21 protein-coding genes and 2 tRNA genes are annotated in these 26,138 nt (G+C 60.2%); 15 read left to right on the forward strand and 8 right to left on the reverse strand.

What is annotated here, in order from left to right:
- Positions 1 to 14: 14 nt before the first annotated feature.
- The gene (locus VHO05_RS04120) at positions 15 to 788 is read right to left on the reverse strand and encodes a FadR/GntR family transcriptional regulator (RefSeq protein ID WP_329645347.1); all 774 of its coding nucleotides are present in this window, start codon (positions 786 to 788) and stop codon (positions 15 to 17) included.
- Positions 785 to 1,291 (reverse strand): hypothetical protein, encoded by a 507-nt coding sequence (locus tag VHO05_RS04125; protein WP_329645348.1) that lies wholly within the window; start codon positions 1,289 to 1,291, stop codon positions 785 to 787. The genes VHO05_RS04120 and VHO05_RS04125 overlap by 4 nt, the downstream gene beginning before the upstream one ends.
- Positions 1,292 to 1,962: 671 nt before the next feature.
- Here VHO05_RS04125 and VHO05_RS04130 point away from each other — a divergent pair.
- The 10 genes from VHO05_RS04130 to VHO05_RS04175 all read left to right on the forward strand — a co-directional run bounded on the left by VHO05_RS04130 (position 1,963) and on the right by VHO05_RS04175 (position 16,492).
- A complete protein-coding gene (locus tag VHO05_RS04130; RefSeq protein ID WP_329645349.1) occupies positions 1,963 to 3,747 on the forward strand; it encodes an APC family permease in 1,785 nt (594 codons plus the stop codon).
- Positions 3,748 to 3,833: 86 nt separating this feature from the next.
- Positions 3,834 to 4,433, forward strand: coding sequence for a dimethylamine monooxygenase subunit DmmA family protein (locus VHO05_RS04135; protein WP_329645350.1), 600 nt, complete (start codon positions 3,834 to 3,836; stop codon positions 4,431 to 4,433).
- A complete protein-coding gene (locus VHO05_RS04140) occupies positions 4,430 to 5,392 on the forward strand; it encodes a PDR/VanB family oxidoreductase (RefSeq protein WP_329645351.1) in 963 nt (320 codons plus the stop codon). Before VHO05_RS04135 ends, VHO05_RS04140 begins: the two co-directional genes overlap by 4 nt.
- A gap of 36 nt (positions 5,393 to 5,428) precedes the next feature.
- The gene (locus VHO05_RS04145) at positions 5,429 to 6,469 is read left to right on the forward strand and encodes a DUF3445 domain-containing protein (protein ID WP_329645352.1); all 1,041 of its coding nucleotides are present in this window, start codon (positions 5,429 to 5,431) and stop codon (positions 6,467 to 6,469) included.
- A gap of 61 nt (positions 6,470 to 6,530) precedes the next feature.
- On the forward strand, positions 6,531 to 7,652 hold the full coding sequence (locus VHO05_RS04150; protein ID WP_329645353.1) for an aminomethyltransferase family protein: 1,122 nt from the start codon (positions 6,531 to 6,533) through the stop codon (positions 7,650 to 7,652).
- 107 nt (positions 7,653 to 7,759) lie between these two features.
- Positions 7,760 to 9,124, forward strand: a complete 1,365-nt coding sequence (locus tag VHO05_RS04155) for an NAD(P)/FAD-dependent oxidoreductase (protein ID WP_329645354.1) — start codon at positions 7,760 to 7,762, stop codon at positions 9,122 to 9,124.
- An 83-nt stretch (positions 9,125 to 9,207) separates the two neighbouring features.
- Positions 9,208 to 11,562, forward strand: coding sequence for a DUF1989 domain-containing protein (locus VHO05_RS04160; RefSeq protein WP_329645355.1), 2,355 nt, complete (start codon positions 9,208 to 9,210; stop codon positions 11,560 to 11,562).
- A gap of 219 nt (positions 11,563 to 11,781) precedes the next feature.
- Positions 11,782 to 12,783, forward strand: a complete 1,002-nt coding sequence (locus tag VHO05_RS04165; protein WP_329645356.1) for a hypothetical protein — start codon at positions 11,782 to 11,784, stop codon at positions 12,781 to 12,783.
- Between the two features lie 9 nt (positions 12,784 to 12,792).
- Positions 12,793 to 15,918, forward strand: coding sequence for an efflux RND transporter permease subunit (locus VHO05_RS04170; RefSeq protein WP_329645357.1), 3,126 nt, complete (start codon positions 12,793 to 12,795; stop codon positions 15,916 to 15,918).
- Positions 15,919 to 16,138: 220 nt separating this feature from the next.
- On the forward strand, positions 16,139 to 16,492 hold the full coding sequence (locus tag VHO05_RS04175) for a DUF1428 domain-containing protein (protein WP_329645358.1): 354 nt from the start codon (positions 16,139 to 16,141) through the stop codon (positions 16,490 to 16,492).
- Between the two features lie 820 nt (positions 16,493 to 17,312).
- On the opposite strand, the gene VHO05_RS04180 is transcribed toward VHO05_RS04175, so the two are convergent.
- Both VHO05_RS04180 and galE read right to left on the reverse strand, forming a co-directional pair.
- Positions 17,313 to 17,387 (reverse strand) — tRNA-Thr (locus VHO05_RS04180).
- Positions 17,388 to 17,504: 117 nt separating this feature from the next.
- A complete protein-coding gene (galE, locus tag VHO05_RS04185) occupies positions 17,505 to 18,482 on the reverse strand; it encodes a UDP-glucose 4-epimerase GalE (RefSeq protein ID WP_329645359.1) in 978 nt (325 codons plus the stop codon).
- A gap of 170 nt (positions 18,483 to 18,652) precedes the next feature.
- Here galE and VHO05_RS04190 point away from each other — a divergent pair, with 170 nt between their 5' ends.
- Positions 18,653 to 18,994: a hypothetical protein gene (locus VHO05_RS04190; RefSeq protein WP_329645360.1), complete on the forward strand. Its 342-nt coding sequence runs from the start codon at positions 18,653 to 18,655 to the stop codon at positions 18,992 to 18,994.
- A 182-nt stretch (positions 18,995 to 19,176) separates the two neighbouring features.
- Entirely contained in the window at positions 19,177 to 19,497 is a 321-nt protein-coding gene (locus tag VHO05_RS04195) for a hypothetical protein (RefSeq protein ID WP_329645361.1), read from the forward strand.
- Between the two features lie 54 nt (positions 19,498 to 19,551).
- Here the strand turns inward: VHO05_RS04195 and rlmB are convergent, their stop codons facing one another.
- Positions 19,552 to 20,412, reverse strand: a complete 861-nt coding sequence (rlmB, locus tag VHO05_RS04200) for a 23S rRNA (guanosine(2251)-2'-O)-methyltransferase RlmB (RefSeq protein WP_329645362.1) — start codon at positions 20,410 to 20,412, stop codon at positions 19,552 to 19,554.
- A gap of 218 nt (positions 20,413 to 20,630) precedes the next feature.
- Here rlmB and VHO05_RS04205 point away from each other — a divergent pair.
- The 3 genes from VHO05_RS04205 (at position 20,631) to VHO05_RS04215 (ending at position 23,295) form a co-directional block, all read left to right on the forward strand.
- Positions 20,631 to 20,715, forward strand: a tRNA-Tyr gene (locus tag VHO05_RS04205).
- Between the two features lie 249 nt (positions 20,716 to 20,964).
- Positions 20,965 to 21,138 (forward strand): hypothetical protein, encoded by a 174-nt coding sequence (locus VHO05_RS04210; protein ID WP_329645363.1) that lies wholly within the window; start codon positions 20,965 to 20,967, stop codon positions 21,136 to 21,138.
- Between the two features lie 309 nt (positions 21,139 to 21,447).
- Positions 21,448 to 23,295: a putative bifunctional diguanylate cyclase/phosphodiesterase gene (locus tag VHO05_RS04215; RefSeq protein ID WP_329645425.1), complete on the forward strand. Its 1,848-nt coding sequence runs from the start codon at positions 21,448 to 21,450 to the stop codon at positions 23,293 to 23,295.
- Here VHO05_RS04215 and VHO05_RS04220 read toward each other — a convergent pair.
- The 3 genes from VHO05_RS04220 to VHO05_RS04230 all read right to left on the reverse strand — a co-directional run bounded on the left by VHO05_RS04220 (position 23,292) and on the right by VHO05_RS04230 (position 26,035).
- Positions 23,292 to 23,753, reverse strand: a complete 462-nt coding sequence (locus VHO05_RS04220) for an NUDIX hydrolase (RefSeq protein ID WP_329645364.1) — start codon at positions 23,751 to 23,753, stop codon at positions 23,292 to 23,294. The two genes, VHO05_RS04215 and VHO05_RS04220, sit on opposite strands and share 4 nt — an antisense overlap.
- Positions 23,754 to 23,886: 133 nt before the next feature.
- Positions 23,887 to 24,645: a helix-turn-helix transcriptional regulator gene (locus tag VHO05_RS04225; protein ID WP_329645365.1), complete on the reverse strand. Its 759-nt coding sequence runs from the start codon at positions 24,643 to 24,645 to the stop codon at positions 23,887 to 23,889.
- A 31-nt stretch (positions 24,646 to 24,676) separates the two neighbouring features.
- Complete coding sequence (locus tag VHO05_RS04230; protein ID WP_329645366.1) at positions 24,677 to 26,035, reverse strand: globin-coupled sensor protein; 1,359 nt, start codon at positions 26,033 to 26,035, stop codon at positions 24,677 to 24,679.
- Positions 26,036 to 26,138 lie beyond the last annotated feature (103 nt).

Here is a 26,138-nt window from a genome sequence, read left to right on the forward strand (position 1 = left end):
ACCACTACCAAAAGTCACGACTCGGCGATCATGTCCTCGTGCGTGCTCGCGATGTGCAGCTTGATAAGCTCCACGGCCGTCTCCACGTCCCGGCGTGCGATGGCATCGTGAAGGGAGCGCAGCAGGAGCTGCACGTCACGTATCTTTCCGGGCGTGAACATCTGTCGGCGCCCTGCGGCCCATTGAGGCTGGCGGCGAACCTCGTTCAAGATCGCGTACATGGCGACGATCAGCGAATTGTGCGTTCCACGCGCGATGACCATCATGAATTCATCTTCGAGCGCGGCAAACTCATCGGCTTCCGTGACGATGGATTCGAGGCCCGCCAATTGGCGGCTGAGTTCGGCGAGATCTCGCGTCGACATGTAGAGTGTCGCGAGGCGCACCATCTCCGGCTCCAGAATGGATTCGGCGATGTTCATGGCAAACGGGGAGGCGGTCTCGGCGATCTGATCGATATTGATCGGGCCGGTCTGGGCAGGGGGGCGGGTCTGCGGCAGCGCGTTTGCAGGCTTGCGATAGGAAACGAAGGTTCCGCTGCCGGCTCGTCGTGAAACGATCTCGTAAACTGCTAGGAAGTCCAGCGCTTGACGGATTGTAGCGCGTGTTCCCTTGAACTCGACCGCGAGGTCCCGCTCAGCCGGAATGCGCGTGCCAAAGGGATACTGGCCGGCGGAAATACGCGCGAAGATGCGCGTGGCGATCTCCTTCACCTGCGGCGTCACGAGGGGATGGCGCGAGACATCGCTGATCCAGGGCGGAACATCCATCTCTAGAGTTTGGTTCATTGAGGTGCCTTGTGCCTGGACGATGAGTCGGGAACGTGATTGTAGCCGTTCGAATTTGCTTCGTGGCGCAGTAGTCCGGGGCTGAAAAGAGCCGTGAGCGCAAACGCCGTTTCCATGCGGTGGCAGTCTTCCGACAAGGCCTCCGACATCGAAGGACGACGCTGCTTGAAATCCGCGACCTTCTCCACCGCGTATGCAGGTGCCCCATCGTCGTCGGCAGCCCAGGCGAGCAAGCGGATCTCAGGGGCCCCTGCGCCAAGGACGTCGGCCAGCACGGACGCGAGCGCCTGCCGGGCAGCTTCGATTGCCGCCGAACTTGGCCGCTCGTCGCGGGTGAAGAGCCGATTGAAGCGAGTGATCGCCAGTGCTGCATCGCACAGCCGCGCGTAACGCTTCCGGCGCGCCTCTGTGAAAGACGTGACATTCCCTGACGCCAACCGGAAGTGAAACGACGAACTCGTTCCGACGAGCGGAACATCGAGGGTCGGGATACGCTCGTCCAAGGCAATCCAGGCCTGCTCTGCCGTTTGAAAAGCCTGGTCCGCAGCGCGTCGCTGACTGAGCAGCAGATGAGCTACCCCTGCGTTTGAGCGAGCGGTTCCGTTCCGTGGATCTGAGGGACATTCGGCTGCGAGGCGGTCCGCGGCCCGAATCCAATGCCTGGCCGTCTCCTGAAACCGCGAAGCGCCAATCGCCTGAAATCCAGCGATTGTCTCGGCCTCCCAATCGGCTGTCTTGCCCATCATCTCTGAGCCTTAGCGCGTGTACGTCATTCAGTTTTTCAATGACCATATAGAAAACAATGAAAATTTTCAACCAATAATGACCAATTGTGCCCAATGTAGCTTTGCAGGTGCAGCATTCGCCATAAGGCCAAGAAAGTCCACATGATTAGCCATTGTGCAGTTGCACAAAGAACGAACAACATTTCTGAAATTTCAATTTTTGGGCTTGCGAGAGAAAATTGCGGTCATAAGATGATCAGCGTTGGGCCTTAGTGGTATAAATTGGTTTTAATTGGTCGTTGAAAAAATAAGCGCTTCAAAAGGCGCAGGCCACTCAGTCCAGCACCCGTTCTCCTGCTTACGGCTCCGCCCCTTCAAGAGCGGACCGCAGGGGGCGGAACCAAGAAAAAGGGAATGGGACGTGAACTGAAACTGGCTTGGAGGCAACGATGGTGCAGGGAACTTTGACGGCGGATGGGCTAGATGCCTCATCCGGTCAACTCGTAAGGGCTATCGACTGGAAAGGGGCATTTTGGGTCGCAAGTGGCGTTCCAGCTCTGGTTTTGTTTTCGATTGGCGGCATTGCCGGCGTGGCCGGTAAAGTCGCCTTTCTTGTATGGACCGTCTCAATGGTCATGGGCCTTATTCAGTCGTTTACATACGCTGAAATCGCAGGCCTCTTTCCGAACAAGTCTGGCGGCGCATCCGTTTATGGTGCCGCGGCATGGGTTCGCTATTCCAAATTGATCGCCCCGCTTTCGGTTTGGTGCAACTGGTTCGCCTGGACCCCCGTGCTCTCCCTCGGCTGCTCGATCGCAGCGGCCTATATCCTGAACTCTCTCGCGCCCATTCCGCCGGCTGATGCACCGCAAGTGGTCGCCTGGATGAGCGCAAACGCATCGTCCATCGCGCAGGACTCACCCCGTGTCGTCGAGTGGTTGGCGGCGAACCAGGGTAAGTCGGCGGTTGATGCCGTCCAGGCACTCCTGTCCGCCGATGCGGTCGCAGCGCTCACTCCTGCCATCCGCAACTGGGCGCTCTTCCACGGCACGCTCGGTCCGGTTTCCTTCTCGTTCAACGCCGCGTTCTTCATCGGCGCGATCCTGATGCTGATCACCTTTGCCATTCAGCATCGCGGCATTCTCGGCACTGCCAACGTACAGAAGTTCATCGGACTGGCCGTCATCGTTCCGATGTTTATCGTCGGTGTCATTCCGATCATCACCGGCCAGATCGACTGGTCGAACTACACGCCGATTCAGCCTTTGAAAGCGGCCTACGCTCCCGAAATGGGCGCATGGGACATTCCGGGCTGGACGCTGATCCTCGGTGCCATGTTCATCGCCGCGTGGTCGACGTACGGCTTTGAGACGGCCGTCTGCTACACGAGCGAGTTCCGCGATCCCGGTCGCGACACGTTCAAGGCCATTTTTTACTCCGGCCTTCTCTGCCTCGTACTCTTCACGCTTGTGCCGTTCACGTTCCAGGGCGTGCTCGGTCTTGACGGAATGCTGGCACCGTCCATCGTCGATGGCTCCGGTGTGGCGGAGGCCATGGGTCAGATGGTTGGGCATGGCGGCTGGGTCACCAGCCTGCTGGTCATGATGATGATCCTTGCTCTCATGCTGTGCCTCATGACGGCAATGGCAGGCTCCTCGCGTACGCTCTACCAGGGCTCGCGCGACGGCTGGCTGCCGCGCTACCTGAGTCACGTCAACTCGCACGGCGCGCCGACGGCGGCCATGTGGACGGACCTCTGCGTGAACCTTGCCTTGCTGGCGATCGCCTGCGCCGACGCGACGAGCTTCTTCTTCATCCTCGCCGTGTCCAACTGCGGTTACATCATCTTCAACTTCCTCAACCTGAACTCGGGCTGGATCCACCGCATCGATAACGCGGACGTCCATCGTCCCTGGCGCGCCCCCACGTGGGTGATCGCGGTGGGTACGCTGTTGGCCTTCGTCAACGCTGTGTTTATGGGCGCAGGCGCCAAGGTGTGGAACCCGATCGCTCTCTGGGCCGGTCTCTTCACCGCGTTCTTGATCATCCCCGTGTTCTGGTTCCGCCACTACGTCCAGGACAAGGGTGTGTTCCCTGCGCAGATGCTGAGCGATCTCGGCCTCACGCAGGCGGACCTCAAGCAGCGCAAGGCCGGCATGCTGCCGTACATCACGCTGGCGGCGGGTCTAGCCGTTGTCCTGGTGTCCAACTGGATCTTCCAGCTGCCCGGCTAAGCAGAGCGGGAGCGGCCGGGGGTTCCTCCTTGCCCTGGCCGCTCCCATCAATCCCGACAACTACGCCTTCTCGGAATTGAGGTGACATGTACAGCGGCATCAAAAGCAGGCCGATCTATCCAGGTCTGAGGCCAGATCCGAACGCCCGCATCAATTTGATTGTGTGCGATCGTGACGGAGCCGAAGCGGTTGTCGAGCTGTTCGCGCGCGCGGACGAGAAGTTCGCCAAGTGCAGCACAGTCATACTCGCGGATGATGCGCGCAGCGCTGAAAGCAGCGGTCTTCTTCAACGGCTGCAGCCGGCGACTGTCGAGGTAAAGGCCGATCTTCCTGCTGCAATCGAACGGCTGAAAGCAACGTTGGCGTCGGCCTCGATGGGGATGCGGCTCTACGCGGCTGGCACAGAGCCACTGATCGGCTCGGTCGTCCAGGCCGGCATCGAGAATTCTATCGATCCTCTGTCTGTCTATACCGAGCATCGGGGCTCGCTGATGCGGCGCGTTCAGTGCGTGCATTGCAAAGGAATGATCGAGAACGTCACTACGAACCCGGTGAAGTGCGCCCATTGCGGACTGCTCCTGCTCGTTCGTGACCATTATTCCAAGCGCCTCGCCGCCTTCCAGGGCGTCTGCATCAACGCCGAAGATCCGCATGAAAGCCCAGAACCGAAGGTAGAATTTCAATGACCGCATCGTCTATGCGCCGTGTTCGCGTGGCTGAAGTCGAGCCGGTTACAAGCCGCATCAAGCGATTTCGCCTCGTCAGCGCTGACAGCACGCCTTTGTCGGAGTTTTCCGGCGGCTCGCACATTACGGTTGCGATGCACGCCAGGGATCGAACGATCCGCAATCCCTATTCGCTGATGGGATCCCCGGCCGACACCTCGAGCTATCAGATCAGCGTTTTGAAGTGCGACCCGTCGCGCGGCGGCTCCAATTTCATGCATGACAACGTTTCCGTCGGCACGGAGCTGGAAATCGGCGATCCGCTGAATCTGTTTCCGCCGGTCAAGCTCGCGCGCAAGCACGTCCTGGTGGCTGGCGGTATCGGCATTACGCCGTTCATGTCGATGATGAGCGAGCTCGAGAAGCTCAATGTGGACTTCGAACTGCATTACGGCGTGCGCTCGCTCGAGGACGGCGCCTACTGCAAGCTGCTCGAGCAGCGCTACGGATCCCGCATCCACATCTACCTCCAGGACAAGGGGCAGTTCGTGCCGCTGGAGCGCGTGTTGAGCAATCAGCCGCTCGGCTCTCATGTCTACGTCTGCGGTCCCAAGGCCATGATCGAGTGGGTGTTGCGCACGGCATCGCTGGCCGGATGGCCAACGGAGAACGTCCACTCAGAGCAGTTTTCTGCGCCGCCTGCGGGCAAGCCGTTCAAAGTTAAGCTCGCGCGGTCGGTGCGCGAAATTGCAGTCGGAAGTCACCAGAGCATCCTCGAGGCGCTGGAGCAGGCTGACGTCAATCCGCCGTTCCTGTGCCGCGGCGGGGCGTGCGGGCAATGCGAGCAGACCGTCATCGCCTGTGACGGCTTCATCGAGCACAACGACCATTTTCTGAGCGAAGCGGAGAAGGCGTCAGGGCGAAAGATCATGATCTGCCTTTCGCGCATCTCCGGCGACTCCATAACGCTCGACCTCTGAGCAGCAACTCCGAAGCATCTCTCCAGGAGATCCGAAATGGTTCTGGCATTTAAAAATGAGACGTTCCGGGACGACTTCACGTTCTCGAACAGCCTGGCGGCCATTAGCCGCTTTCCGTTCCCGTTCCACGAAGACAAGTACATGTATGCGGTGAACATCGAGCCGCATACCGCTGGTCCGAAGGGCTCGGTCTACGAATTCCCTATCGACATCGACGAGCATTACGTGTCCGAGATGCGCGACAGAGCGATGGTTCTCGATGCCGACCCCGGCCGCTGTCAGGCACTGCCCCATATGATGACGGCGCAGTGGGATATGCTTGAGCTGCTCATGACGTCGATGGCGGCGAGCTATCCTGAGCATTTCACACTGACGCGCGATGGCGCCCATTGGCACTGGATCAACCGTCCGCTCGGAATCGATCAGAAGTTTACGTTCGGCGATGTGTCGACGCTTCCCTACCAGCCGATGGAGTACATCGGCCGTCAGTGTCAGGGCGACTTCTCGATCCAGGATCAGCGCGACGGCCAGCTCTATATGGATGCGGGCATCATCACCACACAGGCAGACTGGTCGCTGGATTTCGACATTGGCATGAACTTCTTCGAGTGGCACGGACCCGTCCCGCTTGCGCACGAAAAGGGGGTCTTTGATCGCGCACTCAAGTTCCTTCTCAACCTCCAGGTCGGCCATCCGGTCCGGCGCCTCAACTGGACCATGACCATTAATTCGCGCCTCGATACGAGCCCGGAGAACTATCACAAGTGGGGCACCGACCGCCTGACGGTCACCCCCGAGAACGTCGGCGACAAGGTTCATCTGCGCGTCGAGCTGCAGGGGCTGTTCCGCCTGCCGCGGTCGAACGCCATTCTGTTCTCGATCCGCTGCTACCTCATAAAGATGAGAGAGCTCGTAACGGTGCCGAAGTGGGGGCGTCGCTTCCCGCGCGTCCTGCAAACGCTGCCGAACGAGCTTGCCGAATACAAGGGCCTGACGCGCTACCGCCAGACCACGCTCGATTGGCTCTCCAAGTACGACGACGGTGCGCCGACGTCGCCCGGCGGAGGGCCAGACTGAAAACAACACGACGAACCAAAACCAATCACAAAGAAACAGAACCAATAATGAGGAGCGTCCCATGGGACTGAGCAAGGAAACAAGACAGTCTGTTCTCAATGATCGGCACATCGCGCTCGGCGCGGACATGACGAGCACGTCATGGAACGATATGCCGATTCCGCAGAACTACAGCACCGATCCCTATGACGAGGTTGCGGCGATCCGCTACCGCGCCGGCTTGATCGAGGTGACGGCGCTCAAGATGCTGAACGTCTCGGGGCCGGATGCGCTCAAGTTCCTGAACTATTTCCTCACGTCCGATGTTTCGAAGGCCAAGACGGGCGACTCTCACATCTCGAACATCGTCAACGAGGAAGGCGCTCTGATCGACGACGTCCTCGTGTACGTCGATGGCCCGAATGAGTTCCGCCTGTCTCACGGCGGCGGCGCTTTGGAGGAGGCCCTGCCGGCGGTGGCGTCGAAGTTTGACGTCAGCGTCAAGCGCGATAACGACGTGCACATTCTGTCGTTGCAGGGTCCGGTAGCGCTCGACGTGCTCGCTCCGCACACGCAGATGAATCTTGCGGGTCTCCCGTACTTCCAGCACCAGAAGACGACGTTGTTCGGCAAGCCGGTCAGCATTGCACGCGGCGGTTACTCTGCCGAGCGCGGCTATGAAGTCTTCTGCTCGGCTGCGGATGCGCACTTCATTTGGGACAAGATCCTCGAAGCCGGAAAGGACAAGGGTGTAATCCCGGTCTCCTGGTCGTCGCTCGACATCGTGCGCGTGGAAGGCGGCCTGCTGTTCTTCCCGTTCGACATGACGCACGGCGATACCACGCCGTGGGAGGTCAAGGCCGACTGGACCATCGATCTTTCGAAGCCGGACTTCATCGGCAAGAAGGCCGTGCAGGCGAGCAAGGGCAAGGAGCGTTCATTCATCACGGGCCTTGAGGTCGAGTGCGATCGCGCAATCGAGCCCCTGTCCAAGATCACCGCCAACGGCAAGGAAGTCGGTGTCGTAACGAGCACGACCTACAGTAAGCATCTGATGAAGTCGCTCGCGATGGCACAGATCGAGCCAGGGTCCACCAAGCTCGGAACGGAACTCGTAATTCACGACAAGGGCGAGTGGCCGGCCGTGGTGGTGAAGATGCCGTTCTACGACCCGATGCGGCTCCGTACGCATCCCACGAAGTAAGACAACGCACTGCCCGTTTTCGTCGTGTGAGGCCGGCTCATCGAGTCGGTCGTCGCCCCGGCTTGCGCGGGCCATCCCCGACATATCCAAACGTGAAAGGAAGAAATATGACACAGCGCATTGCGGTTATTGGAGCCGGGCCCAGCGGTTTGGCCGTTTTGAGAGCTTTCGAAAGTGCCCGGCGCAAGGGAGCAGCCATTCCTGATATTGTCTGCTACGAGCGCCAGAAGGACAGCGGCGGCATTTGGAACTACACGTGGCGCACGGGCACGGACGAGTACGGCGAGCCGGTGCATGCCAGCATGTATCGCTATCTGTGGTCGAACGGCCCGAAGGAGTGCCTCGAGTTCGCCGACTACTCGTTCGAGGAGCACTTCGGCCGCCCCATTCCATCGTTCCCGCCGCGCGCCGTGCTGCATGATTACATCAAGGGCCGCATCGAGCGGAACGGCATCTCGCACTATATCAAGCTGAACCACGCGGTCCGTTGGATCTCCTACGATGCCAAGACCGAGAAGTTCACCGTCACCGTAAAGGACTTGGTTCAGGACACCCTGACGTCCGAAGAGTTCGACTATGTGTTCTGCGCGAGCGGCCATTTCTCGGTGCCGCAAATCCCGGAATTCCCCGGCCTCGCCAAATTTCCGGGACGCGTTCTGCACTCGCACGATTTCCGCTCGGCCGACGAGTTCGCCGGCAAGGACGTGCTGTGCGTCGGCGCGAGCTACTCGTCGGAAGACATCGGCATTCAGTGCTACAAGTATGGCGCCAAGTCGGTGACGTTCTCCTACCGCACGCGACCCATGGGCTTCAATTGGCCCGAGAACTTTTCGGAGCGTCCTCTGCTCGAGAAGGTTGAAGGCAAGACGTGCTACTTCAAGGATGGCACCCAGAAGGAAATCGATGCCATCATCCTCTGCACGGGTTACCTGCATCATCACCCGTTCCTTGAGGACAGCCTGCGGCTCAAGACGCGTAACCGTCTCTATCCGCCGAGCATCTACAAGGGCATCTTCTGGTGGGGCAATCCGAAGCTGATGTTCATCGGCATGCAGGATCAGTTCTACACCTTCAACATGTTCGACGCGCAGGCATGGTATGCGCGCGACGTCGTTCTCGGCCGCATCAAGCTGCCGAAGTATGACGAGATGGCCGCCGACATCCAGAAATGGATCGCGTTGGAAGAGGCAGTAGAGGATCCCTCACAGGCCATCGACTTCCAGACGGAGTACGTGCGCGATCTGATCGCCCCGACGGACTATTCGCGCCTCGACGTCGACGGTGTCGCCAAGATGTTCAAGGAGTGGGAGCACCACAAGATGGATAACATCTTGACCTATCGCGATCAGTCGCACCGGTCTTTGCTGACTGGAACGGTGGCGCCGGTGCATCACACGCCGTGGATGCGGGCGCTCGACGACTCGATGGAAGCCTTCCTCAACCAGCCCGAAACCAAGGTGGCTGCGGAGTAAGGCGAACATCGGCAAAGAACGTGCTGGCCGTGCCAGAGGGCGCGCGGTCAGCACACCGCCGTTGATCGGAACGCGAGGAATTCATGAGCGCTACAATTCTGACTTCGCCCGTGCGGCCGAAGCTTTTCGTGCCGGGCCAGGCGTCGCTCGAACCGGGTATCGAGCGATATGTCTTGAAAGGCGGCGGCACAGCGGCCTTTGAAATAGACGCAGGAGATCGCATCGAGCTGGCTTCTTTGGAAGGCGGGCAACCTGTTGAGGTTGCGGTCTTCGGCAGCAAGGGCGAGAGCGATCTCGGCGCGCTGGGCCTCAAGGGTTCGGCAAAGCCCGAGGGAATCCAGCAGGCGCTGGTAGCCAATACCGAGGATGCCGGGCGCGTCCGCTTCGGCCTCTACCGCCGCGGGCTCGATCTGGGTCGCGTGAAGGCCGCGCGCCTTCTGACGCGCGACGCCGGACCGGGTGAGATGATCGCGCTCGAAGCCGAGCGCAGTGCATTCATCGTGTTCGGCGCGCCTGCGGAGCCGATGGTGATCTGGGATCAGACACCCCCGAGCGACATTCTCATCTTCATTCAGCGCGCGAACCCGCGCCTGCTCAACACGGCCAGGCTTCCCGATCCGCTCGCCGAGCCGCGACTGGACATCCGCGTCAATGTTGCGAGTGCCGAGAAGTTCGAGGTCTACGAGGGTGAGTACATCCAGATCGTCGACGTCCAGGGACGCCAATGCTCGGACTTCCTGGCCTTCAATCGCAAGGCGCTCGACGAAGGAAAAGAGCAGGGCCTCGACTCCACGACGACGCGCACGATGAACGGAGCCGCGTATCCAGTCCCGGGCTTGCACGCCAAGTTCTTCGACAAAGATCGCAATGCACTGGTCGAGATCGTGCAGGATACGGTCGGCCGCCACGACACCTTCAACCTCGCGTGCACCACCCGCTACTACGAGGACATGGGCTACTTCGGCCATCCGAACTGCACGGACAACTTCAACACCGTGCTGAAAGAATACACGCCTATCGACTCACTAAGCGGCTGGCCAGCCATCAACTTCTTCTACAACACGAACGTCGATTGCCATAACCACATCTGGTCCGACGAACCCTGGTCGCGACCGGGCGACTACGTCGTTATGCGCGCCCTGTCGGACCTCGTGTGCGCGGCTTCCTCTTGTCCCTCGGACATCGACGCCTCCAACGGCTGGCGCCTCACCGAAATACAGGTGCGGGTCTATCCCAAGGACACGCCTTTCAAACGCTCGATCGGATACAGAATGTCACCAGACGCCCCCCTTCAGCTCACGCGCGAAAGCGGTTTCCATCCGCGCACGTCCGCGCTCACCCGCGCCTTCGGCGAATACCGCGGCTTCTGGGTGCCGCATCACTTCGCCAATGCGGGCGCGATCGAGGAATACTGGGCCTGCCGCGAGAAGGCAGTCATCATGGACCTTTCGCCGTTGCGCAAGATGGAGGTGCTGGGCCCTGACGCCGAGCAGTTCCTGCAGGGCATCGTTACGCGCGACGTGCGCAAGCTCTCCGTCGGCCAGGTGTTCTACACGACCATGTGCTACGAGCACGGCGGCATGGTCGACGACGGCACGCTGTTCCGTCTCGGCGAGAACAATTTCCGCTGGATCGGTGGCGATGACGCGAGCCTCATCTGGCTCAAGGAGCAGGCCGCGAAGTCCAACTACAACATCAACCTCAAGACTGCGACGTCGGAAATTCACAACGTCGCAGTCCAGGGTCCGAAGTCTCGCGACATCCTGAAACAGATCGTCGGAACACCTCCGGGCCGCCCCACCGTCGAAGAGGTGGGTGTGTTCCGCTTCACGGTCGGACGCATCGGCGGGACAGCGGGAATTCCCGTGCTCGTTTCGCGTACCGGTTACACGGGTGAACTCGGCTACGAGGTCTTCTGCCATCCCAAGGACGCGCCCGCGGTTTGGGATGCGATCATGGAGGTCGGCAAACCGCTCGGCTTGCAGCCGTTCGGCTTTGAAGCTCTCGATCTCGTCCGCATCGAGGCGGGTCTCGTCTTCGGCGGCCACGACTTCGACAGCACCACCGACCCCTTCGAAGCAGGCATCGCATTCACGGTGCCGACGAAGAAGGAGGAGGACTATATCGGCCGCGCCGCTGTTGAGAAGCGCCGGGCCAATCCGCTCCGCAAGCTTGTGGGTCTCGAGATCAAGGGCAACGAAAAGCCGTCGCACGGCGATCCGGTGTTCGTCGGGCGGGCGCAGGTTGGCATCGTGACATCGGCGATGCGTTCGCCCCTGCTCAAGAAGACGCTGGCCTTCGCGCGAGTGGACGTCACGCATTCTGCGCTCGAAACAGCGCTCGAAGTCGGCCGCCTGGACGGCATGCAGAAGCGCCTCAAGGCGACTGTCATTCCGTTCCCCTTCTACGATCCGGAGAAGAAGCGCGTCCGCATGTAAACCAGCATCACGTCACCTTCCCTCTCCCCCTCCGCGGTGTGTGCCCGCGGATACCTGAACACCTCACTCCGTGGGGTGTTCTTTTTTTTGGTAGATTGCCGTTTTCAAAGCCGCCGGTCTTAACCGTTCTAGCCGGAACACAGGGTAGGGAAGGTCCGCACTGGCAAAGTGGACCCCGATGAGGCATTCTTCCTAAAAAACATAAGGAAAAATTCCCGGGTGGAAGCCGTTAAGATCAGTCTGCGTTGTGTTGCTCTTGCCGCGCTCCTTGGCCTCGGAGCGTGCGATGAGCCGCGCTCGGAAGCTTACAGCCCGGAAGAAGGCAATAAGTTCAAGCCCGTAACCGCTGCCGTGGTTCCGGCTGAGATGGCCGCGAAAATCACGGGTATCGCCACGCTGCTGAGCCCCGACCCCCTCACGCAGCTCAACGCCGAGATCCGCGCCGCCGAAATCGCTCTGGGATTCAGCCGTCGGACTGTCGAGCGCTTCAAGGGAACGACCTCGCTCGGCGAGCATCGTCTCGACAATGCCGAGCGCCAAGCGGCAACGGACGCAACACAAGTCGCGCTGCTCGAGCTGAAGCTTCGCAACTCCTGGGGAGAAGAGGCCCCTTTCCTGGCAGCAGAGAACCGCCAGAAGCTGGTCGACGAGCTATCGTCGGGCAAGACGACACTGGTCCGTTTGGACTTCCCCCGCTCGGACGAGCGAGATCCGAAGAACGTGCGGATCGTGGCGCTCGGCGGTGGTGAGGAAACGGCTCTGACGTCCGTCTGGCCTGCGCCTTCCGGCAACCTGGCGATGCCAGGAACCTCGTTCTTCGGCATCATGCCGACCGGACCGGGCCTGCGGCCGGGCGATCGTGCGAAACTCAACGCGGAGCGCAGCACGACGACTGCAGGCGTCATTGTCCCCGCGTCGGCAGTCGTGGTATCGGCCGGCGACTCCTGGTGCTACGTCGAGACGGAGCCGGGCGAGTTCGAACGCAAGCGCATCTCGCTCTCCACCCCCGTCGCCGATGGTTACGTCACAAAGGAGTTCACTCCCGGCACAAAAGTCGTTGTCGACGGTGCCTCCGCGCTTCTGTCGCGCGAGGCGGATCCGAGTGCCTTCGAGGACGACGATGACGACGCGCCGCGCGCCAAGAAGCCTGCGCGGAAGACGCAGGAAGAGCCGGAGCATCAGGAGAGCGGCCCCCCTCTCGCCAGCTCGGACCCCGACTAGAGCCCGCCAATGGATGCACTGATCCGATGGTCAATCCGTTATCGTGTGGCCGTTGCGGCGATGTCCGTGGTCTGGCTCGTCGCCGGCGTGTTTTTCGCGCTCAATGCGCCGCTCGACGTCTTTCCTGAGTTCGTACCGCCCCAAGTCACCATCCAGACGGAAGCACCAGGCTTCGCTCCCGAGCATGTGGAGCAGATCATCACGCGCCCCATCGAGGCAGCGGTCAACGGCGCACCAGGCGTCGAGTCCATGCGATCGGAATCGGTCTACGGGCTTTCCGTCGTCCTCATCACCTTCTCCGATGACGTCGATCCCCTCACGATCCGTCAGGGAATTTCCGAGCGGCTCGCAACACTCACGGGCGAGTTGCCCGAAGGGGTGTCCCAACCGAAGCTCACGCCGCTGACGTCGAGCACCATGGACGTGCTCAAGTTCGGCCTGGTTTCGAATGTCGTCGACGCCTACACGCTCCGGGACATCGCGGACTGGACCATCAATCCGCATTTGCTTGCGCTTCCGGGCATCGCCCGCGTCACCGTTTACGGCGGTGCCGTCCGCCAGGTGCAGATCCAGCCCGACCTCGACCGGCTGACGGGCTTGGGCATCTCGCTGACCGAACTGATGGAGGCCGGAAAGGCCGCGGTTGCGCTCCGTGGCGGCGGAACGATCGACACCCCATCGCAGCGGATCACCCTCGACGCCCCGCCCCCGGCGCCCGACCCCGAGACGATTTCTCAGGCGCTCGTTACCATGCAAGACAATGTGCCGATCACGATCGGCCAGGTCGCCAACGTGACGATCGGACCCCAGGTTCCAATCGGCGATGCCACCATCATGGGCAAGCCCGGCGTGCTGGTGACGGTTTCGAGCCAGTTCGGTGCCAATACGCTCAAGGCCACGGCCGCGGTCGAAAACGCGCTGATGGATCTCAAGCCCGGGCTCGCCAAGCGCGGCATCGACGTCATCCTCCTCCATCGGCCCGCATCGTTTATCGAGCGCGCGCTCGGAAACCTGGAGCATGCCCTTGCGCTCGGGTCCACGCTCATTCTTGGTGTGCTCTACGCCTTCCTGCGAAGCTGGAAGGCTGCGCTGATCTCGTTCCTTGCCATTCCGCTTTCGCTGCTCGCAGCCATCGTCGTGCTGGCCGAATTCGGCCAGACGCTCAATACGATGACGCTCGGTGGCTTCGCGCTGGCGTTGGGTGTCTTGGTGGACGACGCCATCATCGATATCGAGAACATCATGCGCCGCCTTCGCCTCGCCAAGGCGGAAGGCCGCACCGACGACCTCGCGACGATAGAGGAAGCCTCGATCGAGATCAGAGGATCGATGCTGTACGGCACCCTTGCTGTCATCTTCGTCTTCCTGCCGATCCTGTTTGCGGGTGGTGTCCAGGGCCGCTTCATCGGACCGATGGCCCTCACATTCATCATTGCCGTCATCGCATCGATGGTGGTGGCCCTCACGGTGACCCCGGCCCTCTGCGCGCTTCTCCTTACCGGCGAGGAAACCAAGGAAACGCCGCGACTGCTTGAGCGCATGAAGGCGATTCAGGCCTGGTGCATGGACAGAGTGCGCAGGAGCTGGCGCGTCACGGTGGCGATGCTTGTCGCCGCTTCCGCCGCCGCCATCGCCGTTGCCCCCTATCTCCACAGCGAGCTCATCCCGCAATTCCGCGAAGGTCACTTCGTCATTCAGATGTCGACGGCGGCGCAAGGCACTTCGGTGGCCGATGTCGTCGCGACCGGCGTGCGCATCTCCAACGAGCTTCTGAAGCTGCCGTTCATCCGCGCCGTCGGACACCAGATTGGCCGGGCGGAAGCGGGCGAAGACACCTGGAGCCCTGACAAGAGCGAGTTCCACGTCGAGCTGACCGGCGAGCACGAGGAGACTGAGACGGAGGCGCAGGACAAGATCCGAGAGGTCCTCGAGAGTTTCCCGGAAGTCCGCACGGAGGCAATGACCTTCCTCGGTGACCGCATTAGCGAGAGCCTCAGCGGCGAGACCGCGCAAATGGTGATCAACCTCACCGGTCCGCAACTCGAAGCGCTCGAGACGGCAGCGGAGCAAGTCCAGAAAGCGATTGCGCCGATCGAAGGTGTCGAGGATCTGCGTATCCCGAGGGCCGCCAAGGTGCCGACCATTTCGGTCAAGCTGGATCACTCCGCCCTCGCGCGCTACGGCCTCACGGCACAGGACGCCCTTGACGCCATGCAGACGGCGTTCGCAGGCACCACGATCGGGCAGACCTACGTCGGCGCGCAGACCGTGGACGTTGTTGTTATTCTGGCGCCGAACGAGCGCGACCGGGTCGAGCAGCTCTCCAACTTGCTGATTGGCAACGCAAAGACACGCGTGCTGCTCGGCAACGTCGCGTCCATCACAGTGACAGATGGCCGTTCCAACATTCAGCACCAGGGCGCACAGCGCCGCGTCACCGTCAATTTCAACGGCTCGGCGGAGCGCTCGCTGCGCGATGCCGTTGCGGATGTGAAGGAGCGGGTCTCCGCGCTCGCCCTACCTGCAAACGTCTACGTGTCCTACGCAGGTCAGGCCGAGGAAGAGCGGGCGGGTCAGATCCGCTTGGCGCTCCTCACCGCTCTCAGCATCGGCCTCGTGGTCATCGTGCTCGCTCTTGCGTTCAAGCGCCGGGCGATGGCCGCCGTATTGCTGGTCAATGTTCCCTTCTGTCTTATCGGCGGCATGGCGGCGATTGTCGCCAGCGGCATCGGCCTGACGCTCGGAAGTCTCGTCGGTCTTGTCACCGTGTTCGGCATCGGCGCGCGCAACTCCGTGATGATGCTCGCCCATGTGGAGCACCTGGTCGACAAGGAAGGGCATCCCTGGTCAGCCGAGACCATCCATCTCGCGGCAGCGGAGCGATTTGCTCCCGTGTTCATGACCGCGTTGATGGCCGCGCTGGGTCTCGTGCCGCTGGCCTTGGGCCTCGGCCGCCCGGGCCACGAGATCGAAGCCCCGATGGCCATCACGATCCTGGGCGGCCTCACGTCGGCAACGTTCCTCAACCTCGTGCTGTTGCCGGAAACGCTGGTTCGCCTGCAATCCTGGTTAGGGCTTGGCCCCCAGGTGGGTAAAACGACCGCGCGTCCCCATCTGGCAAGGATCGAGCAGTAGAACGGAAAGCTTGAAACGATCTGGTCGCTAACCCTGGGGGAACTGCGCCCTGGAGGCGCACGTTTGGCCAAGGTGATTGCCGAAAGGTCGGCCGAAAAGAGGTGCCGAACCAATGTCGGCTTTGGGGTCCGCGGTTCGTCCTCTGCACAAGCTTCCGGCCCGGACGGTGCCGCAATGCGACAGTCTTCGGTTCCAAGCTCAACCGCACAGGAGAACGCACATGACCTACGTAGAAGGATTTATTGCTGCCGTTCCTGCGTCCAACAAAGAGGCTTTTAAGAAGCACGCTGCCAAGGCAGCCCCTTTGTTCAAGGAGCTCGGCGCGACGCGCGTCGTCGAATGCTGGGGTGACGATGTGCCGGAGGGCAAGCTCACGGACTTCCGCGGTGCAGTAAAAGCCGAGGAGGGCGAGATCGTTGTCTTCAGCTGGATCGAGTATCCGTCCAAGGACGTCCGCGATGCGGCGAACAAAAAGATGATGTCTGACCCCCGCATGAAGGAAATGGGCGCGACCATGCCCTTCGATGGCAAGCGAATGATCCTCGGTGGGTTCATGCCTGTTCTGGATGTGTGAATGTCACGTCGAGAGACATGACTGTGCGCTGGCCGCTCGGACGCCCCGGCCCTGCCAAGACCGCTGGAAGACAAAATCCCCGAACTACTTGAAGGACAAGGGCTGCACTCAAAAGAGCGGCCCTTACCTCTTGTGAGCATCATTTTGAACCCGACAAGCCATTCAAGATTTTGAATGGTCGTGCGGCCGGATCGTCTATTCCGTCGACGGACAAAACATGGTAAACGCAGCTGGTATGGTTCAGCGTGCGGAGGAATTGTCTATGCCCGAGTGCAGAGTAGTTTTCGAAAACCGAACCCCGGACTGGTGGCAAGTCAAGCTGGTTCAGATCGGCGCAAAGTTCTTCTTTAAGAGAGCCGACGGAAGCATTATTCGCGACTATCAGACTTCGAAATCGGTAAACCTATCGCCGGGCCAAACAGACGCTTTGCAGAGTGACGACCCTAGCGGCTGCGTGGGAGCTCTTTTCGCAGCACTCACGGTCCGCCAGCCAAATCAGCCAGATAAAATCCTCACTAAGAGCGACAGTACCAATCCCAACGAATGCGCGACCCAGTGGACGATATGCATTCAACCCGCAGGGGGCCTCGGACCATTCTCATCGATTGACGAAGCTCTAAAGTCAGAGGACGTCGAGATCGTGGTGAGACCGAACCCTGAAACGGAGAAGCAATAGCGTCGCTCGATATCCATGGGCTTAATGCGGCTGACAGTAGACATGGACTGACGTCGCTCCCGGCGTTGCCATACGGGCGCGGAGGAAAGAGCAGGCCGACAATAGGGATTGGGGGAGGCCAGGAAGGAGAAACAGCTTTAAGGCTGGTGCCGGCTGAGAGATTTGAACTCCCGACCAACGGTTTACAAAACCGCTGCTCTACCACTGAGCTAAGCCGGCGAACTGGCGACGGGCCGACGACTATCGGCCGGTACGAAGCAGTGCGCTCCTTTTATAGAAGTCCGCGGCGCGGAAAAAGACCCTTCGTGACGCGGCCCCAAGACACGGCCCCCGCACCTAGGCCTTGAGCGACCGCTCCCAGGCCAGCGCGTGGTTGACGATCAGGTCGAGATCTGCAAGGCGCGGTTCCCAGCCGAGCTGGCTGCGGATTTTGGACGAATCCGCCACGATGGCCTCCGCGTCGCCTGGTCTGCGCGGCGCGAGTTTGACCGGAAACGCGCCGCCCGAGGCCCGCGTAACGGCGTCGATGACTTGAAGAACCGAATAGCCGGACGAGTAGCCGCAGTTGAACACATCCGACTTGCCACCGGCGAGCAGGTGCTTGAGGGCGACCATATGCGCGGCGACGAGATCCGTAACGTGGATGTAGTCGCGGATGCAGGTTCCATCTGCGGTCGGATAGTCGGTGCCGAAGACATCCATCGAAGCGCGTTTGCCGAGTGCGGTCTCGCACGCAACCTTGATGAGATGTGTGGCGCGCGGAGTCGATTGTCCGGTGCGGCCTTTCGGATCCGCGCCAGCGACGTTGAAGTAGCGCAGGGCGACGTAACGGAAATCGTGTGCGAAAGCGGTGTCCGCCAGCATCAGCTCCGTCATGAGCTTCGATGTGCCGTAGGGCGAAACCGGTCTCAGCTCCGCTGTTTCCTTGACGGGAATCTCTTGCGGGTTGCCGTACACGGCGGCCGTCGATGAGAAGATGAAGGCTTTGACGCCCGTCTTCACCGCGACTTCGATCAGGTTGCGCGAGTTCGACGTGTTGTTGAGGTAGTACCCTAGCGGATCGGCAACAGAGTCCGGAACGACGATCGATCCTGCAAAATGGATGATGGCGCGAACGTCATGCTCGCCAACAACGCGCCGCACGAGATCCTGATCCCCGACGTTGCCCTCGATGAGGATCGCGGGTGGCGGAACAGCCGAGCGGAAACCCGTCGACAGATTGTCGACGACGACAACTTTTTCACCGGCGTCGAGAAGCGCCAGCACCATATGGCTGCCGATGTACCCGGCGCCGCCTGTTACAAGAATGCTCATAAGAGGCGCTTACCATGAATTCGTTTACAAACGGTCTTGCAGCGGGAAGGCTCCTTGAACGGAGCAGCGGGACGGACGATCAGAGCAATGATCCAAAGTTAAAGCAATATTATCCGTTCTGAGTTAGGGTGTTGGAGAAGTTTGCTCAGTTTGAGCTCGAGGAGTTTGTCATGCGTTCACGGGTTATTGCCCTGCTGGCGGCCGCAATCGGCATCGCCATGATCCCCGTCGCCGCCGAAGCGGGCCGCCGCGGTTGGCAGGATGTGTATTCTCCGTACTACCATCGTCACCTTCGGTCCGACGGGTACCTGGATCCCCACCGCTACCGGTACGAGCCGCGCAGATATTATCCCTACTACAACTCCGGCTACTGGCGCCCGACGTCGGAGCTGCGCCGTCGCGCCGCCTGCTGCCGGCCATTCGCGGAGCTGCCGCCGTACTATCAGGCTTGGGGTTACCCGAAGCGCTATAAGAGGTGGAACAGCCACTACCGCAGCTATCGCCGCTGGTAGGCTTCGCTCCCGCATGATGCTGAAAGCCGCGCTCGACGCGGCTTTTGGCTTTTTTCGGGCACCAGAACTCCGCGTTCATGCCCTATTCATGCGCCATATGGTTTGTTCCGAAAATGACCTTTCCTGCGCGATCTGCGTCGTCGGCGCCGAACGCGAGCTATCGAGACTGGGGGAGCTAACCCATGATGAAGAAGTTGATCAATTCGCTGATGGCGCTTGCCTTGATTGCCGGCGTTGCCGTCACATCGGTGCAGCCTGCAGAGGCACATGGACGAGGACGCGGCGTTGCAGCCGGCGTTGCCGCTGGCATCATCGGCCTCGGTATTCTCGGTGCTTACGCCAACGCGCGTGATCGCGACTATTATTATGAATCTCGCGAGCGCTGCTATCCCGGCCCCGAGGAGTGCGGCTGGAAGAACCGCCGCTGCTTCACCAACAGCTGGGGTGACACCGTCTGCCGCGGCGGCCGCTGGACCTGCTGGCGTCCCACGTACTGCGATTAAGTCGGTCGCATAGATTTGGAATGGAAGGCGGTGCCGGCAATCGGTACCGCCTTTCTATTTTCCTGCCGTCTTTCTCCGCGACAGCGCGGCCCAGTGCAGTGCTACGGCTGCAGCATTCGAGACGTTGAGGCTCGCAAGCGTATCAGCGGTGGTGATGGACACCAGGCTGTCGCAGGTCTGGGCCGTGAGTTCGCGCAGCCCTTTGCCTTCCGCCCCGAGCACAATCCCTGTCGGACCGTTGAAGGTCTCGTCCTCGAGGCGCGCGGGCGACGTCCCCTCGAGGCCAATGAGCCGGAAGCCGAGTGCCTGGAGTTCGAGCATCGTCTTGGCGAGGTTCTGAACTGGCAGCACCGGAATGAGATCGAGCGCACCGGACGCCGACTTGGCCAGCACGCCATTGAGGGGCGGGCTGTGCCGCCGCGTCATGATGAGGCCAGCCGCACCGAAGGCGGCCGCGGACCGCAGCACCGCGCCCGCGTTGTGCGGATCGGTAACGTGATCGAGCAGCACAAGCGGCCCCACGTCCGATGCGCGCTTCACGAGTTCATCGAAGCTCGGCTCGGGAAGGGGTTCGGCTTCGAGCAGCAGTCCCTGGTGGACCGTGTCCTCACCCAGGAGGTGGTCGAGGTCTCCGGGTGTCGCGCGATCGATGAGCACGCCCTTGGCCGCTATCACGTCCGCCAGCCGCCGCTCGGCATTTTCGGTGGCCAGGAGCCGAATGACCCGCCTGCGGGGGTTCTTCAGTGCCGCCTCGACGGCGTGGCTGCCGAACAGCCGCACCAGGCCGTCGTCAATCGCTGGCCCGCGCACCTGGGAGGCCGGTTTGTGCGGACGCCGATGATGTCCTGCACCGCCCTTCGGACCGCCAAACCCCCGTTTTTTCGGTCCCTTTTTGTCGGCCCAGCCGTCTTTCATCGTGCCTTCCGAATAAACTATGCGGCCGAGCCGCCTCTGCCCGAACCCATACGGGTTTTCGCGCGCTTTTCCAATTGACATCGGGGAGGCGGATTACGATAAGGACGGACATTGCCCTGCCGCTCGGCGAGCGCAGGGCGATTTCGTTTGACATGCCGGGATCGGCCGCCCCTGTCGAGGGGCCGGATCGGGTTGCCGGCAGCTCAAGGATTGGTCACGGAGGGGTGCCCGAGTGGCTAAAGGGGACGGACTGTAAATCCGTTGGCTTCGCCTACGCTGGTTCGAATCCAGCCCCCTCCACCAATCCCTTTGATTTCACACCGCTGAAATTGTTCAAAGAACGCCGCTTACCTTCGGGGCGGAGCGGGGACTTGCACAAGCAATCGCCAGAAGAATTCCGCGAGGGGGTGATGGCATTCCTTTCAACGGACCTTCTCCGCTGAGGCTAGTGTAGGTTGAGCGACTGTCCCAGCCTCTGCCCATACGAGACAATCGCCTTTCCGGCCGTACGCGATCGGGCTCATAGGCCGTAAGCGCCGTTGCGATTTCGCTATGCTCAAGGCATCGCGCAGCGCGAAAGGCATCACCCACGGCCTTGGCGACACCCATCGCCATATGCGGACGCGCGACGAAGGCGGCAGGCTGCGCATCAACGCGCATATCCGCCCCGATGATGAGGTATTCGTTGATCGGCCCGACATGAAACGGTCCACGCGAGAAGCATGATCATTTTGTCTGCGTGCGCAAATCTTGGAGAGCACCAGTCGGCGCGTCATGTTTCGCAACGATAGCGCTTGCAGAAACAGCAGCCGCCACTCTGCATCGCATTAGAAAACTCTAAGAAACAGTTTACGGAATTTCGCACGTTTATTGAAGCATAGATACTTTAACAACTGTCTACGTGCGCTGGTGATATCTTCGAGTCGCTGCTTTATAGTCCGGATAGAGAATATTGGCGGCGAGTAGACTGAGATGACGAATCTGGCGACCCAAAAATTGGATGAAGAAGATCCATCGTCACTAGTGCTCGCGCTTATGAAGGCCGCAGCGAAGCTTCGCATTCCTTCCCAGCTCAATCCGGAAGATGACTTCGTACGCTACGCCCTCGACAGCGCAGCTATCGTCGCAACGACCGACGTGCGAGGCACGATCACTTATGTCAACAGCAAGTTCTGCGAAATTAGCGGGTATTCCGAGGCTGAGCTGATTGGCTCCAACCATCGGATGCTCAAGTCCGGCGAGCACGGCATGGAGTTCTTCCGTGCCATGTATCGAGAAATTGCGCGTGGTCGCGTCTGGCATGGCGAAATTTGCAATCGACGCAAAGACGGATCGCGTTACTGGGTGGACACGACCATTGTCCCCCATACTTCCGCACGGGGAAAAATCGACAGCTACACCTCAATCCGTTTCGATATTACAGCGCGCAAGCTTCTCGAGGACGAGCTGCGGGCGAGCAAGGAGCATTTGAGGCGAATAGCCAATATCGACCCGTTGACCGATCTTCCAAACCGTCGGCGGTTCCAGGAATACATCACCTCTTTGGTCGCCGAACATGCCCACAGCGGGCGTGAGTTTCATTTGGCGCTCCTCGACGTGGATACGTTCAAAGAAATCAACGATTCCTTTGGCCATCCCGCTGGTGACGCGTTCCTTCAAACCGTGGCTTCGCGTCTGCGCTCGGTCGCCGATGAGCGCATGCTGATCTTCCGGCTCGGAGGCGATGAGTTTGGTTTGATCTTCGTCGAGGGAACAAGCGAGGAAGCGAATGCGCTCTTCGAGCATGCCTTGGAGGCCATTCGACAGCCGACCCAAATCGCCGGAACATCGCGCCGCTGCTCGGCGAGCCTGGGTGTCGCCAATTTCCCAGGACACGGGAGGGATCTCGATAGTCTTTTAACGGCGGCAGACCTTGCACTCTACCATGCGAAATCTCTCGGCCGCGATCGTGTTGAAGTCTTCCAGCCGAGGCTCAAGGAGGTTGCGGAGAGAAAGTCGGAGGTTCTGGCAGAGATTGAACAGGGTCTGCAGCTGAACGCTTTCGAACTGCACTACCAGCCGATCGTTCCGGTCGCGTCAGATAGGAACATGTCGTTGGAGGCCCTCATGCGCTGGCGGCATCCGCAGCGCGGGTTGCTGACCCCGGCCGTTTTTCAGGAGGGCTTTTCAGATCCGGCGGTCCGGGCGACGCTGGGTCAGTTCATGCTGGAGCGCGTGTTCCGCGACGTTGGTCAGCTGCGCAAAAAAGGCGTCCCCTTGAATCGCGTGGCGATCAACCTGACCAATTCGGATTTTCGTTCCGATTCATTTCTGGATCGGTTCTTCGAACTGTCCAATGAGACCGGTGTGGGCCCCCAGTGCTTCTGCGTCGAGGTCACGGAAGGCATGTTCCTCGGCCTTAATCAGAAGCGTGTCGAGGAGGGGCTTCATCGATTGCACGATGCCGGCGTTGAAGTCGCGTTGGACGATTTCGGAACGGGATATGCATCGCTGACGCACTTGCGCCAGCTTCCGATCGACCGATTGAAAATCGATCGCAGCTTCGTCGCAAACATGGTCACCTCCAAGGAGGACCAGGCGATCGCGCGGGGGATCATAGAAATCGCACACAGCCTGGGAAAGGCCGTGACCGCGGAAGGTGTTGAGACACTGGAGCAGGTCGAGCTCCTGTCGCAGATGAACTGCGACCTGCTGCAGGGCTGGTATTTCGGCAAAGCGTGCGAGGTGGAGCGATTGGTTGACGTCCTCGAGGCGATGCCGCCGATCAGGCAGCGTCTTGTCAAAGCCGGAACGACAACAGAGGCGTCTCGAAATCCACAATGGCCACCAGCTTGGCTGGGCTCGTGGCTGCAACTCCCCTGGCATCACGGACGGAGTGCTTAGACGGAACTCTTTGCCGGACGTGGCGAAGCGGCGCGATCGCTGTCGGGGTGTGAGTAGATTTTCGGAAGGTCGGCAATCATTTTGCGCAGCTTCGGCTCGCGCACCATGCGGCTCGCAGTCTTGGTATCGAACCAGCCGCGGACCCTTTCGCGTTTCTCCGCCCAGCTTTTTCTCTGTCTGCTAACGGTGAGGGGATAGACTGAAACCTCGACCAGATACGCCCCCTTGCCTGTCGTCTTCCGATAGACATAGGAGCCAATGCAGTGTGGCGATATCGTGCCGGTGACGCCGGCCTCCTCGTTGGCCTCTCGTGCGGCGGCCTTGTGGTCGGCAAGTTTCTTGGACGGCCAGCCTTTCGGGATCACCCAACGGCGCGTCTCGCGCGACGACACCAACAGAACCTCCAGACGGCCCTCATTCGTTGGGCGGATAGGCAGTGCGCCGACTTGCTTTCGCATTGTTCTCTTTTTGACGAAGAATGGAACGTCGAGCCGATCTCGACTGCAGGTAGATAGAGAGGGGCGTTTTGATAGACGTGGCGGGAGCCCAGTGCCCGCGATTTGGCGGCACGCGGTAACGTTGCAAAGGGGCTCATCGCCGTGGCTTAGGCATCTGTCTCAAGTAGCTGCCGTTGGCGTACATCGCAACAGCCTGCGAGCGTGTGGCGACACCAAATTTGCGGAGAATTTCGCCGACGTGGTATTTGATGGCACGCTCCGAAAGTTGCATGATTGTGGCGATATCAGCGTAGGATTTGCCCTCGGAGAGCCATTTCAGAATCTCCAGCTGTGACGCCGAAAGTGCGCGTAGGTGCCAACTCTCGTCAGCCGATATCTCCGGACAAAGACCAAGCATTTCCGCCTTCATCTGCGCGGCGTGGGCGATAACGGTGACCGCACTCACGATTGCCGGGGTGAAGTGCTTGGCCTTATGGGATTCTACGGAAACGCCGCTAATCGTGCCTGGTCGGCGAGACAGCGGGATCGAAAGGCCCCCCTTCATCGGAGTGCTCATTAGGAAGTCGATGTAGCTCTGTTCGTTGCGATTACTATAGCGCTGGTCGAGATTCCAGCTAAAGGCTTCGTTGGAGGTAGCGGCGCGTTCAAGATTGGGGTTCCAGTCGGCCCAGTTCCGGTGTTCGTACTCGGCCATGAACCAATCTGGCCAAGTGCTGAGCGTCGGATTGAGCGCCAGATCGTGCTTGTTCGCCTTATAGCAGCTTAGGCTAAAACTACCGAAGCCGAGAGCGGAAAAGCCCGCTTCCATTGACTGCGTGAGTTCGCTCTTGGTCTGCACTCCGCAGATTGACGTCGTTGCGCCGGAGAGGATTTCTAAGATCTTGCTGCTCAAACAAATATTCTCTTACATTGTTCTATGACGTCTAAGCTGCATGTGTATCAATCTTGAACCCTTCTGCGGTCCGACGCAATTCGTCCGCCTTTTGCCCAAGCGTTCGGGCTGATGCCAGCAACGTGCTCGCCGCAGTGCCCGTCAAGCCTGCCGAAGTTTGCAGCCCCATCGCATTCTGGGCGACGTCGGACGTGCCTCGAGCTGCTTCCTCGACATTACGCGCAATCTCAACCGTCGCCGCGCCTTGCTGGTCTACGGCTGTGGCGATTGTGCTCGCTATCCGGTCGATGGCTTGGATCACTTCGCCGATCGTTCCGATGGAGCCCACGGCATCGGCGGTTGACCCCTGAATGTCGTTTATCTGCGTTCCGATCTCGGCGGTTGCCTTCGACGTTTGGCTGGCCAGCGACTTCACTTCCTGCGCGACGACGGCAAAGCCTTTGCCCGATTCACCGGCGCGTGCGGCTTCAATCGTGGCATTGAGGGCTAGAAGGTTGGTTTGACGAGCGATGTTGCTGATGAGTTCCACGACGTCGCCAACTTTCTGAGACGACCGAGAGAGCTCGCGCACCTTTTTCGATGTTTCATCGGCGGTTGCGACAGCTTTGGAGACGATTTCCGTCGACATCGCAACCTGGCGGCCAATTTCCCTAACGGACGCTGAGAGCTCATTGGCAGCCGTTGCGACAACATCCACATTTGTCGAAGCTTGCTCGGCTGCTGCCGCCACATTTGCAGTCTGATCGGAGGTCTTCTTGGCCACGTCTGCCAAGGCCTCAGCGGATGTCTGAAGTTCGCTTGCGGTCAGAGAGACCGACTTCGCCATCTCGATCACTGAACCCGATAGGGCATTGAGATCGCGCTTTCCTGCGTCGAGGTAGACGGATATCGCCAGATCCATGTCCAACATCGCGGCCTTGATGATGGCCACCTGCAGTTCTGTTGCTTCACTATTGTTGGACGGCTCAGAAGTTGATCCCAGCAGCTTGCGGCGCTTGTCTACAGAGTGAGCGGAGACTTTGGTCGAGATAGCACGGACAAGACCCGTCACCAGCGCGTTGTAACCGCCAATGTACCACCGCGGTTCAAGACCAATACGGTGATGAGTTTCGCCAATCCTTTTTATCGAGGCTTCATAGGCCTCGTCGAAGCGGCCATCCAGGATCATGGACCAGTGGCGAAGTTGCGCGTCCCTCGCTTTGGTCATGTGGGCGCGGTCACTAAAGAACGCTGCCGTTTCTGAGTATCTACCCAAGTGTTCATAAAACCGATCGAGGACCTCGGGCATTTCACGCAAAACAAGTTCTTTATTTTTACGCAGCATCTCTGCTGTCGCCTCGTCGATCTGATTGTACGACAGGCGTGCTTTTGCCGTGCTTTCGCCGCTCATGCGCAACTCCCGGTTGCTCTAAATATTCCCCCCGCGGAAACAGCCGCGAGATCAACCCGACGAACTATCTGGTTCTTTTGGCCAAGAAGAAGAGTTTCGATCA

Origin of the sequence: Hyphomicrobium sp., from assembly GCF_036262015.1 — a bacterium.
GTDB lineage: Bacteria > Pseudomonadota > Alphaproteobacteria > Rhizobiales > Hyphomicrobiaceae > Hyphomicrobium_C.

What these genes read in the sequence shown, in the direction of transcription:
- VHO05_RS04120 (WP_329645347.1), bottom strand. Translation starts at nt 788, where the DNA reads ATGAACCAAACTCTAGAGATGGATGTTCCGCCCTGGATCAGCGATGTC.
- VHO05_RS04130 (WP_329645349.1), top strand. Translation starts at nt 1,963, where the DNA reads ATGGTGCAGGGAACTTTGACGGCGGATGGGCTAGATGCCTCATCCGGT.
- VHO05_RS04135 (WP_329645350.1), top strand. Translation starts at nt 3,834, where the DNA reads ATGTACAGCGGCATCAAAAGCAGGCCGATCTATCCAGGTCTGAGGCCA.
- VHO05_RS04140 (WP_329645351.1), top strand. Translation starts at nt 4,430, where the DNA reads ATGACCGCATCGTCTATGCGCCGTGTTCGCGTGGCTGAAGTCGAGCCG.
- VHO05_RS04145 (WP_329645352.1), top strand. Translation starts at nt 5,429, where the DNA reads ATGGTTCTGGCATTTAAAAATGAGACGTTCCGGGACGACTTCACGTTC.
- VHO05_RS04150 (WP_329645353.1), top strand. Translation starts at nt 6,531, where the DNA reads ATGGGACTGAGCAAGGAAACAAGACAGTCTGTTCTCAATGATCGGCAC.
- VHO05_RS04155 (WP_329645354.1), top strand. Translation starts at nt 7,760, where the DNA reads ATGACACAGCGCATTGCGGTTATTGGAGCCGGGCCCAGCGGTTTGGCC.
- VHO05_RS04160 (WP_329645355.1), top strand. Translation starts at nt 9,208, where the DNA reads ATGAGCGCTACAATTCTGACTTCGCCCGTGCGGCCGAAGCTTTTCGTG.
- VHO05_RS04170 (WP_329645357.1), top strand. Translation starts at nt 12,793, where the DNA reads ATGGATGCACTGATCCGATGGTCAATCCGTTATCGTGTGGCCGTTGCG.
- VHO05_RS04175 (WP_329645358.1), top strand. Translation starts at nt 16,139, where the DNA reads ATGACCTACGTAGAAGGATTTATTGCTGCCGTTCCTGCGTCCAACAAA.
- galE (WP_329645359.1), bottom strand. Translation starts at nt 18,482, where the DNA reads ATGAGCATTCTTGTAACAGGCGGCGCCGGGTACATCGGCAGCCATATG.
- VHO05_RS04190 (WP_329645360.1), top strand. Translation starts at nt 18,653, where the DNA reads ATGCGTTCACGGGTTATTGCCCTGCTGGCGGCCGCAATCGGCATCGCC.
- VHO05_RS04195 (WP_329645361.1), top strand. Translation starts at nt 19,177, where the DNA reads ATGATGAAGAAGTTGATCAATTCGCTGATGGCGCTTGCCTTGATTGCC.
- rlmB (WP_329645362.1), bottom strand. Translation starts at nt 20,412, where the DNA reads ATGAAAGACGGCTGGGCCGACAAAAAGGGACCGAAAAAACGGGGGTTT.
- VHO05_RS04210 (WP_329645363.1), top strand. Translation starts at nt 20,965, where the DNA reads ATGCTCAAGGCATCGCGCAGCGCGAAAGGCATCACCCACGGCCTTGGC.
- VHO05_RS04215 (WP_329645425.1), top strand. Translation starts at nt 21,448, where the DNA reads ATGAAGGCCGCAGCGAAGCTTCGCATTCCTTCCCAGCTCAATCCGGAA.
- VHO05_RS04220 (WP_329645364.1), bottom strand. Translation starts at nt 23,753, where the DNA reads ATGCGAAAGCAAGTCGGCGCACTGCCTATCCGCCCAACGAATGAGGGC.
- VHO05_RS04230 (WP_329645366.1), bottom strand. Translation starts at nt 26,035, where the DNA reads ATGAGCGGCGAAAGCACGGCAAAAGCACGCCTGTCGTACAATCAGATC.